14 protein-coding genes are annotated in these 14,306 nt (G+C 41.6%); 5 read left to right on the top strand and 9 right to left on the bottom strand.

Annotated features, from left to right (window positions below):
• The first annotated feature begins 26 nt into the window (after positions 1–26).
• Together ACFEL9_RS05335 and ACFEL9_RS05330 are read left to right on the top strand one after the other, a co-directional pair.
• Positions 27–356, top strand: coding sequence for a four-helix bundle copper-binding protein (locus tag ACFEL9_RS05335; RefSeq protein ID WP_385886797.1), 330 nt, complete (start codon positions 27–29; stop codon positions 354–356).
• Between the two features lie 85 nt (positions 357–441).
• Complete coding sequence (locus ACFEL9_RS05330) at positions 442–708, top strand: DUF6496 domain-containing protein (RefSeq protein ID WP_385886795.1); 267 nt, start codon at positions 442–444, stop codon at positions 706–708.
• Positions 709–710: 2 nt separating this feature from the next.
• Here ACFEL9_RS05330 and ACFEL9_RS05325 read toward each other — a convergent pair whose 3' ends face one another.
• The 5 genes from ACFEL9_RS05325 to ACFEL9_RS05305 all read right to left on the bottom strand — a co-directional run bounded on the left by ACFEL9_RS05325 (position 711) and on the right by ACFEL9_RS05305 (position 5,052).
• Positions 711–1,445, bottom strand: coding sequence for a DUF72 domain-containing protein (locus ACFEL9_RS05325; RefSeq protein ID WP_385886794.1), 735 nt, complete (start codon positions 1,443–1,445; stop codon positions 711–713).
• Positions 1,446–1,821: 376 nt separating this feature from the next.
• Positions 1,822–2,403, bottom strand: coding sequence for a DUF4136 domain-containing protein (locus tag ACFEL9_RS05320; RefSeq protein ID WP_385886792.1), 582 nt, complete (start codon positions 2,401–2,403; stop codon positions 1,822–1,824).
• 180 nt (positions 2,404–2,583) lie between these two features.
• Positions 2,584–3,987, bottom strand: coding sequence for an MBL fold metallo-hydrolase RNA specificity domain-containing protein (locus tag ACFEL9_RS05315; protein WP_385886790.1), 1,404 nt, complete (start codon positions 3,985–3,987; stop codon positions 2,584–2,586).
• 56 nt (positions 3,988–4,043) lie between these two features.
• Entirely contained in the window at positions 4,044–4,547 is a 504-nt protein-coding gene (locus ACFEL9_RS05310) for a DUF4442 domain-containing protein (protein ID WP_385886789.1), read from the bottom strand.
• A 7-nt stretch (positions 4,548–4,554) separates the two neighbouring features.
• On the bottom strand, positions 4,555–5,052 hold the full coding sequence (locus ACFEL9_RS05305; RefSeq protein WP_385886788.1) for a thioredoxin family protein: 498 nt from the start codon (positions 5,050–5,052) through the stop codon (positions 4,555–4,557).
• Positions 5,053–5,499: 447 nt separating this feature from the next.
• Between ACFEL9_RS05305 and ACFEL9_RS05300 the strand changes: the two genes are divergently transcribed.
• Both ACFEL9_RS05300 and ACFEL9_RS05295 read left to right on the top strand, forming a co-directional pair.
• Positions 5,500–6,369, top strand: coding sequence for a DUF6263 family protein (locus ACFEL9_RS05300; RefSeq protein WP_385886786.1), 870 nt, complete (start codon positions 5,500–5,502; stop codon positions 6,367–6,369).
• The gene (locus ACFEL9_RS05295) at positions 6,369–6,524 is read left to right on the top strand and encodes a hypothetical protein (protein ID WP_385886785.1); all 156 of its coding nucleotides are present in this window, start codon (positions 6,369–6,371) and stop codon (positions 6,522–6,524) included. The genes ACFEL9_RS05300 and ACFEL9_RS05295 overlap by 1 nt, the downstream gene beginning before the upstream one ends.
• 103 nt (positions 6,525–6,627) lie before the next feature.
• Here the strand turns inward: ACFEL9_RS05295 and lysA are convergent, their stop codons facing one another.
• The 4 genes from lysA to ACFEL9_RS05275 form a co-directional block, all read right to left on the bottom strand.
• Entirely contained in the window at positions 6,628–7,836 is a 1,209-nt protein-coding gene (gene lysA / locus ACFEL9_RS05290; protein ID WP_385886783.1) for a diaminopimelate decarboxylase, read from the bottom strand.
• Between the two features lie 185 nt (positions 7,837–8,021).
• A complete protein-coding gene (gene scpB / locus ACFEL9_RS05285) occupies positions 8,022–8,717 on the bottom strand; it encodes an SMC-Scp complex subunit ScpB (protein WP_385886781.1) in 696 nt (231 codons plus the stop codon).
• Positions 8,718–8,921: 204 nt separating this feature from the next.
• On the bottom strand, positions 8,922–9,803 hold the full coding sequence (gene atpG / locus ACFEL9_RS05280) for an ATP synthase F1 subunit gamma (RefSeq protein ID WP_385886780.1): 882 nt from the start codon (positions 9,801–9,803) through the stop codon (positions 8,922–8,924).
• 125 nt (positions 9,804–9,928) lie between these two features.
• Positions 9,929–10,669, bottom strand: a complete 741-nt coding sequence (locus ACFEL9_RS05275) for a hypothetical protein (protein WP_385886778.1) — start codon at positions 10,667–10,669, stop codon at positions 9,929–9,931.
• 300 nt (positions 10,670–10,969) lie between these two features.
• Between ACFEL9_RS05275 and secA the strand changes: the two genes are divergently transcribed.
• Complete coding sequence (secA, locus tag ACFEL9_RS05270) at positions 10,970–14,299, top strand: preprotein translocase subunit SecA (RefSeq protein WP_385886776.1); 3,330 nt, start codon at positions 10,970–10,972, stop codon at positions 14,297–14,299.
• Positions 14,300–14,306 lie beyond the last annotated feature (7 nt).

Raw genomic sequence — 14,306 nt, 5'->3', positions numbered from 1 at the left:
ATTTTTTAATTCTAAAAATACCAGGTATGCATTCAGCTTATCAAACTTGTATAGATGCCTGCCTTCGTTGTGCGGCAGCTTGTGATCATTGTGTGGCGTCCTGCCTTCATGAAGAAGATGTTGAAATGATGGCCCTCTGTATTCAGCTCGATATTGAATGCAGTACAATTTGTAAAGCAGCCGTTCAATTAATGCAGTTGCAAAGTAATCATGCCAATGCGATCTGTCAGCTTTGTGCCGACGTCTGCAATGCCTGTGCTGAGGAGTGCAATAAACACAATAATCAGCATTGCAGGGATTGTGCTGCAGCCTGTCATGAATGTGCTGCAGAATGCATGAGCATGGCAGCTGTTTGAGGAGCTCAACAGGTTAAAAAAGTCAACCTGGCCTTCTGAAATTTCTTAAACACCTTAAACTTTTTAAATCTTTTAAACTTTTTTTATGGCAAAGTATTCCAAAAAAGCACAGGACAAAGTAGAGAAAGCCATGCATGAACGAAAAGCCGGTACCTTGCGAAGCGGACGCAGTGGGAAAAAAGTAACCAGCCGCAAGCAGGCTATTGCAATAGGCTTATCAGAAGCGAGAGAAGCCGGGGCTAAAGTGCCAAACCCGCCTGCCGGACGGGCAAGGAAAAAAACCGCAGCTAAGAAAACGGCAACTAAAAAGAAAGCGGCAAAAAAAACTGCCAGGAAAAAAAGCAGCAGCTAATTTTAAGACTCATGGGTTTGCTTCAAATATTTTTTTAACCAAAGCGCATTTTTAATGGCGGCAATGGTAGCGGTGTTATTGAAGTAGACATAAACTTCTTTAACCAGTTTTTCTTTGCTCAAAGAATCAGCGACTGACTTCAATGCTTTGGTGGGATATGAGGAATAATAGAGTTTTGGTTTGCCATGAAACCGGTAGTAGGCAACTTTATGATTGGCGATAACATCTTCCGGCAATGAAGGATAGCTAATGCCGGCAAAAATGATTTTTTCTTTTTTTAAGTTGGCAAACACCTCTTTATTCCACCAGCTTGCATGCCGGAACTCTATTACATTTTGAAATCCTTTTTGCATGCTTTTTATTAATACATCGAACCGCTCAGGACTATAGCTAAACGAAGGTGGGAGCTGAAACAAAACCGCACCCAACTTTTCCTTTAATCCATTCATTGTTGTTTCATAAAAATCTGTCAACAGTCTATCGCAATCATTAAACTGCTTATAGTGTGTTATTAGTCTTGGAACTTTTACTGAAAACCGGAAATCACGAGGACTGACTGCATACCAGTTTTCTAAAAACTTCAGCTGGGGGAACCGATAAAAAGTGACGTTCAGCTCAAGCGTATCAAAATATGAACTATAATACTCAAACCACTTTCTTTGTGGCAAACCTATTGGGTAAAATATTTCCTTCCAGTCTTTATAATGATAACCCGAACAGCCGATATACCATTTCATTGATCCCGCTTTATTTACAGATAACAAAAACTCATCCAATAAAAGCTTATCAATTTAGCAACGTCCATAGCAACATTTCCATTAGGAAAAAGATTTACAGCACTAACTAATTTTGCAATTATGAGTGGTCTTTTTCTTTTTGAATCAATTCGTCAAAGTTTGAATTTGGGATAAAATCCTTCTCGGAACGGGCTGCTATTTTATGCAATTTTTTTATTGCTTCAGATTTGTCGAAAAACGGTATTTGGAAATGCAAAACCACCTTAAGTAAAAAAATCAACGCAGTTACGTTTATTTTAAATTCTTCCAACCAAAAAGTAAGCCCCGGAACTTTACTGTCCGGGGCTAGTTCTTCCAACCGTCCCTGATCTAAAAATTAGTTTTTCGCAATATCGAATTTCCTGAAAATGGCTTTTACACTATTCTGGATTTCTTTTGTGGTCATGTGTCTGCTACCGACTTCGTCTGTAGCCCAACCCTGCCAAACTGTTTTTTCAGTATTGGCATCGATCATAGATATTGTTACGGTTCCTTCACGGGTATTCACATCATAATTATCGTACCCAACGAAACGGGAAGGATAATAGACCCTATAGAATCGACGTGAATAAGGGTTGTAGAATGTACGGATAAAGGGATTCGAATAAACCGGCTCAGATTCCTGCCTGACCGCTCTTTCAACCAGCACGTCATAACTCAGCAATACATCAGGATCCTTTTTTGATTCTCTCCAACCCGCTGTTTTTTCTAATTCCTTATTGACTGCATCCCTGATTTTTTGTTCTGCCAGGTCATTTTTCTGATCCTTTTTCACTCCTTCCTTTTCTACCCAGGCATATGTTTTATACTTTGTAAAATCTGTATTGTCGTCTTTTTCAATATGAGCTGTGGAAGCACAACTTGCAAGCAAGAAGACGATACCGGAAACTCCGCTCCACAGTTTCAAATTCCTCATCATGGCTTTACTCCTTTTTATTAGTGATTTATTTTCTTGTTATCACTTAATAAACGATAAAATCTATGCCGGGATTATTAATGAGATGTGAAAGTTAAACGTGTAACTATATAGAAAAAGTGTTGCATTATGCGCTGCAACAACTGAATTAACAAACCAGTAACGTATAGCTGTCAAAACGACCTACCCGAGACCTATTTCATAGTGACGCTGCGGGATTTCTATGTCGGGAAAGCCTTTTCGAACAAGCCTGTCCTTAAAGGCCTGCTGCACATCATATTCCCCATGAACGAGAAATAATTTCTCCACTTCCCTCGGGTTTTGACAGGCGAGCCACTGACTCAGGTCTTCATAATCACCATGCGCACTCATACTGCGGATAGCTCCAACCTCCGCATGCACTTCGTGACGAACGCCAAATATGGAGACTTCTTTGGCTCCTGCTATTAAACGGCCGCCAAGCGAATTGGGTTCGCAATAGCCGGTGAGCAAAATGGTGTTGCGGCTATTTTCAATATTATTACTGATATGATGTTTTACCCGGCCCGCCTCTGCCATTCCACTCGCAGAAATAATGACACAAGGCTCGTTTCTGAAATTGAGCATCTTGGATTGTTCCACTGTTTTGATAAATTTCAACCCGCTAAAAGAAAAAGGATCCGCATCTGATTTTAAAATTTGCTGGATATATCGATTAAAATATTGTGGGTATCGCTTCACCAATTCAGTAGCCTCCTGGCTCAAAGGACTGTCTAAAAAATAATCTAGTTTGGGTAACCTGTTTTCGTTTTCCAGTTGATTCAATGCAAACAAAATTTCCTGGGTTCTGCCTACACTGAAAGCAGGCATGATCAGCTTGCCCTGTTTTTGCAAACAGGTTTTGTTGATCCATTCCAGCAAATGGTCGGGTGTAGTCACTATTTCCTCGTGTAGGCTATTGCCATAAGTTGACTCTAAAAGAATAAAATCAGCTTGGGGAAAAATTTCCGGTGATTTTAAGATGACATCGCGATAACGACCTACATCACCACTAAAGGTGAGCTGCCGCTGTCTTCCATTTTCCTTTATTCTTAAATGTACACAAGCACTTCCAATAATATGTCCCGCATCCGTGAATAATACTTCTACATCTTCAATCACCGGGAACCATTCATTATACTTCACTTCTATAAAACGGTCGAACGTATTTTTTGCATCCTCAATGGTATAAAGTGGTTGCAACAAAGGCTCGCCTTCTACCAGTCTTCTTTTATTGGAATATTTGACATCACTTTCCTGTATCTCGCCTGAATCTTCCAACAAAATTTTTGTCAGTTCCCTGGTAGCGGATGTGCAGTATATTTTTCCTGCAAAACCATCTTTGACCAATTTGGGTATTAAACCGCTATGATCGATATGGGCATGTGAAAGGATCATCACATCAATTGAAGATGGCTCAAACCCGAAATCCCTGTTAAATGCGTCTGTTTCTGCTCCCATTCCCTGGAACATGCCGCAGTCGAGTAAAACTCTTTTACCATTTTTTAAAGCCAGTAAATGCTTGGAACCTGTAACAGTTCTTGCTGCGCCGTGAAATGCTATTTTCATACCCTTATCCCTAAAGGAGAATTTTGTTTAGTAACTTAATATAATTTGATATCCCTTTACTCCCCTTTAGGGGCTGGGGGTTTCGCCTTAAACGACCATGTAATATAAAACTCTGCAACAATTTCACCGGCTGCATTTTTACCCACCGATTTTGCCCTGAATATTTTCCCTTCGCCAGTTGAAATGCTTTCCTCAATTGTTCGACGTAATGCATCCCCGTCTTCACAAGTAAATGTTGTTTTACCAACTGCTTTTTTAAAGTATTCGGACTCTACTTTTACTACCAGCATGGAGATTGGCGGATTACGTTTGTATGCATGCGCCATGGCCAATACACCCGTGCTCATTTCCGCCGCCATCGACAGGCAGGCGAAATAAGTGGAGCGAAATGGATTTTGTGAAAACCATTTATAGGGCACTGTCACCAGGCAATTTTTTTCATCCATTGCACGAACCCGGACACCGCAAAAAAAAGCACTGGGTAGCCGAAATAATAAAAACATCCTGAACTTGAGTGGATGATTGATGAGCCTGATAAAGGATGGAGTGCCGGGATTCATTAATTCATTATTGCTCCTTATACTGTTTTGGATCCAATGCTTTGGGTGACCAGTCATTAAAAAAACCGATCACCGTTTTTGTGTTATAACCTTTGCCTTCCTCGAGGTAACCGGAATTTTGAGTATGTATCAGCTCACCTTTTCCATTTAAGATAAGAAATACGGGAAAGCCGAAACGCTGCGGAAAATTATATTTTGCCAACAGTTTTTCATTCTTATTTTCCTTGCTATAATTAAGATGATATACAACGTAGTTGGTTTTAATGACGGAATCGATCGACTTATCTGTGGTAGCAATGTCATTAAATCGTGCACACCAGATACACCAGTTACCACCGATCTGAACAAATACATTTTTACCCTCTGCTTTGGCCTGTTTTACCGCCTCAGCAATTTTTTTCTCCGCATTTTCTTCCGGCTTGTACAGTTTGAAGGATTTCATGTCCTGGGAAAAGGAAACACCTGTAAAGAAAACAGCGATCCAAAGAATAATGATTTTTTTCATACTGTACCGAGAATATTAAAAGAATTAAACATTTTATTCGTCATTGTTCGGCGTCTGAATACAAATCTAAGCTTCACAGGTGGCAAATTAACTTCTGCGCCGATCAATGCAGGATGGACTTTAATTTATTTTATCAAACGCTACAACTGTTGCTATCCGCCCCGAAAGCCCAGGCAACCCTGGCAATAAAGAGAAAAGACCCCCACCGCCCCCTCCAATGTTCTGAAAATTTGGCCGGTTACCGACCCCACCCGGCCGCATTAAAATCATCCTGGTTTTGATCTTGCGGATTGTCGGTCATCCCGATAGGCAGAAACAGCTAATTTTAGTATTTAAATGTAATAAGTTCATTTGATATACGAATCGCCATCACAATTACCTAATTTTTTGACAAGCCCACCATTTTCAAATAAGTTTCGTCACTTTTGATAAATGAGATATTACCGGATGGAAAAGGTTTTCTTGTATCTATTCCTGCTTGTATCAGGTACTGTTACCTACGCACAAAGCGTGAAGGGTAAGTTACAATTCATAGAAGGGCAAAAGCTCACGATTCAAATAGATTTAAAAACTGTCGTTACCCAACAAGCGATGGGTAACGCCATCGATTTCTCTAGTGAAGGCTCCGCTGTACATTCATATAAAGTTTCAGCTGTCAGTGACAACAGCACTACTCTGCTTCATGAAAATGAAAAATTGAATTTTGATTTTGAAGGTATGGGTCAGAAGCATTCTTTCAACTCAGAAAACCCGGATGATACAGCCAGCCAGTTTGGCGGGTATGTAAAAAATATCCTGGGCATGAAATATGAATTGACCATAGATGGAACTGGTAAAGTATTACAGGCAAAACCTGTAAAAATAGAAGTTGTTAACCCCGATGAAAAAACTACCATGGTAGCAGGTATGATTAAGGATATTACCGCCATGGCTTATCCTCCACGAAAAGGTGATCCCAGTTTTTTTAAAGTTTTACCAGCAAAAGAAATAAACCGTGGTGAGTCATGGACCGATTCGATAAAAACTGAAACCGGCAATTTAAAAACAACTTATACATTGTCTGATATTACCGACTCCACCATTGTTGTAACATTCACCAGCACGGGGTCTGGCACCTCCAAAACAATGATGATGGGTAGAGAAGCTGTTACCACCATGAATAACAACAGCTCCGGGAACATCGTTATAGAAGGGACAACAGGAATTCTTATCCGCAAGACAATCACTACCGAATCAAACGGCACGATGGAGGCAATGGGCGGAACCATGCCTGTGACATCCAGAAACTCCATCACTATTCACGTAAAATCCGAGTAGTGGATATCTCTATCATACTTATAATCGTTGTACTGGGCGTTTACCTGGTATGGAAACTAATGGGCAGTGGGCCAAAGAAGAAGCCACAAGATCGGCGGTTTAATATTCGCAAACATCGGCAAGACAGAAACAAGAACGATGATGCCGACGATTAGGTCCGGGTAAAAAAGCCTTCCGAGAAGACACTCCTACAGGAAACTCAGTAATTTTTATTTAGCAAGGAAAATATTGCTGCCGATAAATTTTATGTGAAGCTTTTTATTCAACGAAAACCTGGTTGCGTAAAAGATCAACAAACTCATCCCGCTTCCTGATCAATGATGCCTTTCCATCTTTCACCAATACTTCAGCAGGTTTATATCTTGAATTAAAATTAGAAGACATTTCAAAGCCATAAGCACCGGCATTATAAAAAACGAGATAATCGCCTTCTCTCACTTCATTCAATTGCCTATCCCAGGCAAAAGTGTCGGTTTCGCAAATATTACCGACTACGGAGTATTTTCTTTCTGACCCAGACGGATTGCTGATATTTTCAATACGATGATAGGAGTCGTAAAACATTGGTCTTATCAAATGATTAAAACCGCTGTTGATACTTACAAACGTAGTAGCCGCAGTTTCTTTCAATACGTTGACCTGCGCTACGAAATAGCCACATTCACTTACTAAAAATTTACCGGGTTCAAACCATATTTGCAGATTCTTTGCTTGTGGATGACTATCGAAGGCTTCCTTTACTTTTTGCGCCAGCAATTCAATGTCCGTCTCCGCATCACCTGATTTATAAGGCACTTTAAAACCTCCGCCCAAATCAATTGACCGCAGCTCTTTAAAATGTGGAATAATGTCAAACAGCACTTCAATACCTTTCACAAAAACGTCCACATCCTTTATTTCACTTCCGGTATGAATATGCAGGTTGTTGATATAAATATTTTGTTGCTGAATGATCTCAAGCAACTGATCCAACTGTTCTACCGGGATGCCAAATTTGCTTTTATCATGACCGGTTGAGATTTTTAAATTACCTCCGGCCATGATATTGGGACGCAGCCGAATACCCACCGGGTAAGTATGCCCATAGGCTTTACCAAATTTTTCAAGGTTGGATAAGCTATCTATATTAATATTTACGCCCAACTCTTTAGCCTCCGCGATTTCATCAAATCCAATTCCGTTGGAGGTGTATAAAACATTCTTTGGAGCAAAGCCAGCATGCAATGCTAACTTCACCTCGTTCACCGAACTGCAATCAATACTGGCGCCGAGCGAACGAATATGTTTAAGAACACTGATATTGGTTAGCGCCTTACAGGCATAAAAAAATACGGTATTGCTGCCGTTAAAAGCATGAGTCAGCTTTTTATATTGATCTGAAATCTTTTCAGCATGGTAAACATAAACCGGCGTTCCAAAATCCCGGGCAATTTGTATTAACTCTTTCGGTGTTAGTTGTTCGGACATAGTTGGCGAAGATACGGTTCGGTAAAGCCCCTTCCAAAGGGACGGCCACCTAAACACAATTCAGGTTTTTGAAATATTTTATTATTGGCCTTGTGACAAGATAGTTTGCTTGTTGTGCCGGGTATTCGGTTATCGGGGCTGTGTGTTGCAGGTCCTCCCGATATATCGGGAGAATTTCGGGGGCTTTATTCCTCGTTCTCCGATTTATCGACTAGCTCACCCTCTTCTGTTACGGAAAGCATCACATCTTCCTCACTACCGTCTCTTTCTGAAGGTTTTGTTTCTTCATCGGTAATTTCAGCATCCTTTATAATGGTTGGCTCTACTATTTGATCGGCCAGCACCTCTTTGATCTTTGGCAGATCATCTGCCGAATTAATACCAAAATAATCCATGAAGTTCTTCGAGGTAGAATATACTAATGGATGGCCGGGCAATTTTTCATTTCGTCCACTGATGATGATCAGCTCTTTTTCCAATAACTTCTGAACAGCATAGTCGGAGCTTACACCACGAATAGCTTCTATTTCACCCTTTGTTACCGGTTGCTTATAGGCAATGATCGATAAAGTTTCCAATGCTGCAGACGACAACCGCTTTAAAAACTTCTCCCCATTCAGCTGGGCGATGGTTTTATGATAGTCTTTTTTTGTCAGAAATTGCCATCCACCACCACTTTGACGCATTTCGAAAGGATAAAACTCCGAACTATATTTTTCTGTGATTCCTTCTACGGCAGCTTCCACCTGGTCCAATGAAATTTTATCTTCCATAAAACCAAAAGCATTATTCAAAAGCTCTGTTACTTCCAGGCTGGTCAACGGCTTATCGCTGGCAAAGATCAATGCTTCAATATGCGGTATCAGATTTGTTATTTCCATAAACCCCAATCCTAACAGGATTTGTTTGAAAAGCTATCACACCCGTAATAGCAAATTGATGATAATTAAATTCTCAATAATAATACCAAGGCGACGAAAATACACTCATGCATTTGCAGGTGAAAACCCAGTTATCAACATTTCTGAACGAGGAGCCCATAAATGGGGAAAACCTCAGGAATTACTTCGCTATACTATCATTAATTATCCCTGGAGTGCCGCCGCACCACTTACAATTTCTGTAAGCTCTGTCGTAATGGCTGCCTGCCTTGCCCTGTTATAGGAAATCTTGAGACTCCGTAACATTTCATTGGCATTTTCGCTGGCCTTATCCATTGCCGTCATACGGGCACCATGTTCAGATGCATTGGAGTCAAGAACGGCTTTGTATAATTGGGTATTAAGAATCTTCGGCATCAACTCAGCCAACAGCTCTTCCTTTGAAGGATCATAAATGAAATCAGCTTTCTTATCTCCTTCTTTTTTCTGCACTTTAGGTATTGGCAGAAAGCGCTCCACCTCAAATCGCTGTGTAGCGGCATTTTTAAACTGGCTGTAAACAATTTCTACTACATCATATTTTCCTTCTTCAAACGCCTTCATGGCTGACCGTGATGCTTTTTGAACATTTTCAAAAGTGAGATGAAGAAAAATATCCTTATGAGTAGCATCTGTTTTATAGTTGTTCTTGGTAAAATGCTCATAGCCTTTTTTTCCAATGTTCCAAATGGTCACATTACCTTTTTGAAACTGGCTGGAATATTTTTCAGTAATGGTTGCTTTTGTCAGCTTGATCAGGTTGGCATTAAAAGCACCGGCCAAACCGCGGTCACTGGTAATAACAATCAGCAGCACTTTTTCGACCGGTCGTTCTGTCGCCAGCTTCATTCCTACTTCACCTTCGCTATTGCTGACGATGTTACTTAATAACCCCTGCAGTTTTTGTGCATAAGGCCGCATTTGAATGATAGCATCCTGTGCCCGGCGCAATTTTGCGGCACTTACCATTTTCATGGCTTTGGTGATTTGCTGGGTACTTTGAACTGATTTGATGCGGTTACGAACCTCTTTTAACTGACCGGCCATTCTATGTATTTTGAAGTTTTACGACCCTGCCTACCGGCGGGCAGGCGCAAAGGTATGGGCTGATTACTGATTTTCCATATTCCAACTGAAAATCGGGACACCTGTGGATAAAGCCGGAAAACAAGCTATTTGCTTTCTAAATTGGCGCTGTCTTTCAGTTCAAAAGCCCTTTTCACCACATAAGTAAGGGTAAAACGGCCCCCTGCCGACTTCGTTTCTTTCAACGGCCACCCCTCTTCTTTGTAAAATTCCAGGTAAACCGGCCCGTTTCTCAAATTTTTCAAAGCAGCCCGGCTAATGGTGACCAAACCGTCGCGAACTGTATCCACCCGGTCGATTCCCCGGCCATAAAAAGAAGTATCGGTAAATATTGTTCGCACAAAATCGAGTGTGTCCAGGCCAGCCAATTCAAAATTGAGGTCTTTCCGGGTTATTATTTTTGGAAGCTCCGTCTTCAATGAGATCACCGGAAACTCAAATCTCTCTTTGTATTTCCGGTCCTCTATATCGGTACATACTATCTCGTGAGGTCCGGCAAAATCCTGCACCGGGATATTAACCTCGTAATAAACGCCATTCATTTTTGAACTGTCAGGCTCCATCCGGTAACCATCCAGGGTCACATTAGCCGGCGGCACTAAGCTCACCGGCATGCCTTCAATGCCACCAAGGCGATATTGCAAGTTCAGCGTAATCATGCCTGACTCTTCATCACCCCAGATTTTGTAATCAAAATAAAGAGATTTGGGATTGGCAACCCTGCCGACAGGCATCTTTCCATCATTATTGCAGGCCGCAATACAAGCAAGTAAGGAAACAAATCCTATCAAACCGCAGACTTTCCCAAAAATCTTCCGATTATTCATTATAGTTTCTTGTAATAGCTCGTTAAAACCTGGTTTTATATCCCGTCGGTTATCGTTCAAGTCCGGCAGCAACAAAAAGGCACTGCAAAATAAGTACTTATGAAAAATATTGGTCTTAAGTTTCCATGACCGGTCATGTCATTTCTCTCTTCGTCCCTCCCTCATTTCCATTATCTTTGCTCCCCTCCGAACATCGGAGCGAGCTCTGTCAAATTGGCTTATAGAAAATAGTAGCATTCTTTTTGACCGGTAATATTTCTCAAATAGTTGAAATTCTACAATACTCAATAACACATCATTATGATTGGTTTTCTCTCAAAGCTGTTTGGTGGTAACAAATCAGATAAGGACGTAAAAAAAATCCTTCCTGTTGTTCAGCAAATCAACCAGCATTTTGCAAGCTACACTTCATTAAATAATGACCAGCTTCGACATAAAACACAAGAGTTTCGTCAACGCATACAATCACATTTGTCATCCATCGACGAAACTATTGCAACAAAAAATAAACAGGCTGAAGAACTTCCCTTTAGTGACTTGCTGGGAAAGGATGCCATTTACCAGGAAGTAGATAAATTAAAAAAAGACCGGGATAAAAAGATTGAAGAAGCACTGGAAGAAATTCTTCCCGAAGCCTTTGCCGTTATCAAGGAAACAGCCCGCCGCTTTAAAGAAAACACCGAAGTAATTGCAACAGCTACACAATTGGACCGTGACCTGAGTGTAAAAAAAGATTATATCACTATCGATGGCGACAAGGCTATTTATAAAAATACCTGGACCGCGGGTGGTGGACAAGTTACCTGGAACATGTTGCACTACGATGTGCAATTGATTGGTGGCGCAGTATTGCATTCCGGAAAAATTGCCGAGATGGCCACCGGTGAGGGTAAGACCCTTGTATCTACTTTACCGGCTTATCTGAATGCCTTGCCCGGCGAAGGGGTTCATATCGTTACGGTGAATGACTACCTGGCCCGTCGTGACCAGGAGTGGAACGGTACTATATTTGAATGGCTTGGACTAAAAGTTGATTGCATTGACAAGCACCAACCTAATACCGAAGAAAGAAGACAAGCCTATCTCGCTGACATTACCTATGGCACCAACAACGAATTTGGTTTTGACTATTTGCGGGATAATATGGTGCATACACCGGAAGAAATGGTACAACGCAAACACCATTTTGCCATGGTGGATGAGGTTGACTCGGTGTTGATTGACGACGCCAGAACACCCCTGATCATTTCAGGTCCGGTGGCCCGTGGTGAGGACCAACAATATCACGTTCACAAACCAAGAATACAACAAATAGTTCAGGAGCAGGAACGTATTGTTCGTAACGCCTTGAATGAAGCCAAAAAATTGATCGAAAAAGGAGAAGATGATCCTAAAACGGGAGGCCTTCATTTATTCAGGGCATTTCGGGGTTTGCCTAAATATGGCCCATTGATTAAATATCTAAGCGAACCTGGTAATAAAGTAAAACTGCAAAAGGCAGAAAATTATTACCTGCAGGACCAGATGCGTAATATGCATATCGTAGATGCAGAACTGCTTTTCCATATCGATGAAAAAAATAATTCAGTTGACTTGACCGATAAAGGATTAAACCTGATCACTAAAGCAGGCGAAGATCCTGAGTTTTTCATTTTACCTGATATCGGGGTAAAACTGGCGGAAGTAGAAAAGAGTGAAGCAGTGGCTGAAGAAAAATTACAACAGAAAGAATCTTTATTGAATGATTACGCTCAAAAAGCAGATCGTATTCACACCGTTCAGCAATTGCTGAAAGCCTATACTTTATTTGAAAAAGATGTTGAATATGTCATCATTGACGGTGCTATTAAAATTGTAGACGAACAAACAGGCCGTATCATGGAAGGCCGTCGTTATAGTGACGGCTTGCACCAGGCGCTGGAAGCAAAGGAGAACGTAAAGATCGAAGCAGCTACGCAAACCTATGCTACCATCACTTTACAGAATTATTTCAGGATGTACCACAAGCTGGCAGGTATGACCGGAACAGCTGAAACCGAAGCGGCTGAGTTGTGGAGCATTTATAAATTGGATGTGGTAAGCATTCCTACCAATCTTAAAATGGTCAGGGATGACAAGCAGGATCTTGTTTATAAAACCAAGCGGGAAAAATATAAAGCCGTTATCGACGAAATTGAAAACCTGCGCAATGGCGGTCGTCCCGTGCTGGTTGGTACTACTTCCGTTGAAATCAGTGAACTGCTTAGCCGGATGCTGCAACAGAAAAAGATTCCGCATAATGTATTAAATGCAAAACAACACCTGAAAGAAGCACAGGTAGTGGCTGAAGCAGGTTTCGCCGGAGCAGTAACGATCGCTACTAACATGGCCGGTCGTGGTACCGATATCAAACTCGGGCCGGGCGTGAAAGAAGCTGGGGGGTTAGCCATTATTGGTACGGAAAGACATGAAAGCCGTCGTGTAGACAGGCAGCTGCGTGGTCGTGCGGGTCGCCAGGGCGATCCCGGTAGTTCACAATTTTATGTATCACTGGAAGATGACCTGATGCGAATGTTTGGCAGTGAACGTATCGCTTCTATGATGGACAAACTCGGCTATAAGGAAGGTGATGTGATCCAGCACAGCATGATCAGCAATAGCATTCAACGGGCACAGAAAAAAGTAGAGGAAAACAACTTCGGCATCCGTAAGCGTTTGCTGGAGTATGATGATGTAATGAACAAACAACGGAATGTGATCTATGGCAAACGCCAGCACGCCTTGTTTGGTGAACGGTTAGCACTGGATATTGATAATGCCTTTTCAGTAGTTGCCGAAGGTTTGATCAGTGGCTTCCGGGAGCAGGAAGATTTTGAGGGCTTCAAAATGGCCTGTATCGTCAACTTTGGACTAGATACAAAGATCACAGAAGATGAATTCAAAAAAGGCGACCTGAATACCGTGATTGATCAATTGTATACTGAAGCCACAGACAATTATACCAGGCACAAAGAGGCGCTGAAACATCAGGCTATTCCTGTTTTCAAAAATATCAGGCTTACACAAGGCAGCCATATCGAAAACGTGGTTGTTCCTTTCTCGGATGGCCGCAAAGGTTTGAATGTGCTGGCATCGCTTGATAAGACACTTAGCACGAATGGAGAAGAGCTGGCTGGTTCTCTGGAAAAAACAATCACTTTGGCTGTAATCGATGAAGCCTGGAAAGAGCACCTGCGTGCCATGGACGATTTGAAGCAAAGCGTACAGACTGCTTATTTGGAGCAAAAAGATCCGTTGGTTATCTATAAGGTGGAAGCCTTCCAGCAATTTAAGAATATGGATGCCGAGGTCAATAAAGATATTGTTTCGTTCCTGAGCCATGCAGCTATACCAGTGCAACAGGAACATGCTCCGCTAAAAGAAGGACGTCCTGAAAAAACGGATTACAGTAAGATGAGAGCTAATAAAGAGGAAGTGGATACAGCCGGTGAAGATTATGCAGCCAATGAAAGAGACCGTTTTGAACCCGGTGGCGCCGGACCTGCGGTGAAACAGGAGCCTGTGAAAGTAGGACCTAAAATAGGAAGAAACGATCCTTGTCCTTGTGGTAGCGGGAAGAAGTACAAGAACTGTCACGGTAAGGATGCTTAACAATTTT

This window comes from Terrimonas alba (genome assembly GCF_042434975.1).
In the GTDB taxonomy this organism is placed as follows: domain Bacteria; phylum Bacteroidota; class Bacteroidia; order Chitinophagales; family Chitinophagaceae; genus Terrimonas_B; species Terrimonas_B alba.
This window is presented reverse-complemented; position numbering and strand designations above follow the sequence as displayed.

Bases quoted from the DNA above. Each gene is read 5' to 3' on its own strand.
- ACFEL9_RS05335 (WP_385886797.1), top strand. From the start codon at position 27: ATGCATTCAGCTTATCAAACTTGTATAGATGCCTGCCTTCGTTGTGCG.
- ACFEL9_RS05330 (WP_385886795.1), top strand. From the start codon at position 442: ATGGCAAAGTATTCCAAAAAAGCACAGGACAAAGTAGAGAAAGCCATG.
- ACFEL9_RS05325 (WP_385886794.1), bottom strand. From the start codon at position 1,445: ATGAAATGGTATATCGGCTGTTCGGGTTATCATTATAAAGACTGGAAG.
- ACFEL9_RS05320 (WP_385886792.1), bottom strand. From the start codon at position 2,403: ATGATGAGGAATTTGAAACTGTGGAGCGGAGTTTCCGGTATCGTCTTC.
- ACFEL9_RS05315 (WP_385886790.1), bottom strand. From the start codon at position 3,987: ATGAAAATAGCATTTCACGGCGCAGCAAGAACTGTTACAGGTTCCAAG.
- ACFEL9_RS05310 (WP_385886789.1), bottom strand. From the start codon at position 4,547: ATGAATCCCGGCACTCCATCCTTTATCAGGCTCATCAATCATCCACTC.
- ACFEL9_RS05305 (WP_385886788.1), bottom strand. From the start codon at position 5,052: ATGAAAAAAATCATTATTCTTTGGATCGCTGTTTTCTTTACAGGTGTT.
- ACFEL9_RS05300 (WP_385886786.1), top strand. From the start codon at position 5,500: ATGGAAAAGGTTTTCTTGTATCTATTCCTGCTTGTATCAGGTACTGTT.
- lysA (WP_385886783.1), bottom strand. From the start codon at position 7,836: ATGTCCGAACAACTAACACCGAAAGAGTTAATACAAATTGCCCGGGAT.
- scpB (WP_385886781.1), bottom strand. From the start codon at position 8,717: ATGGAAATAACAAATCTGATACCGCATATTGAAGCATTGATCTTTGCC.
- atpG (WP_385886780.1), bottom strand. From the start codon at position 9,803: ATGGCCGGTCAGTTAAAAGAGGTTCGTAACCGCATCAAATCAGTTCAA.
- ACFEL9_RS05275 (WP_385886778.1), bottom strand. From the start codon at position 10,669: ATGAATAATCGGAAGATTTTTGGGAAAGTCTGCGGTTTGATAGGATTT.
- secA (WP_385886776.1), top strand. From the start codon at position 10,970: ATGATTGGTTTTCTCTCAAAGCTGTTTGGTGGTAACAAATCAGATAAG.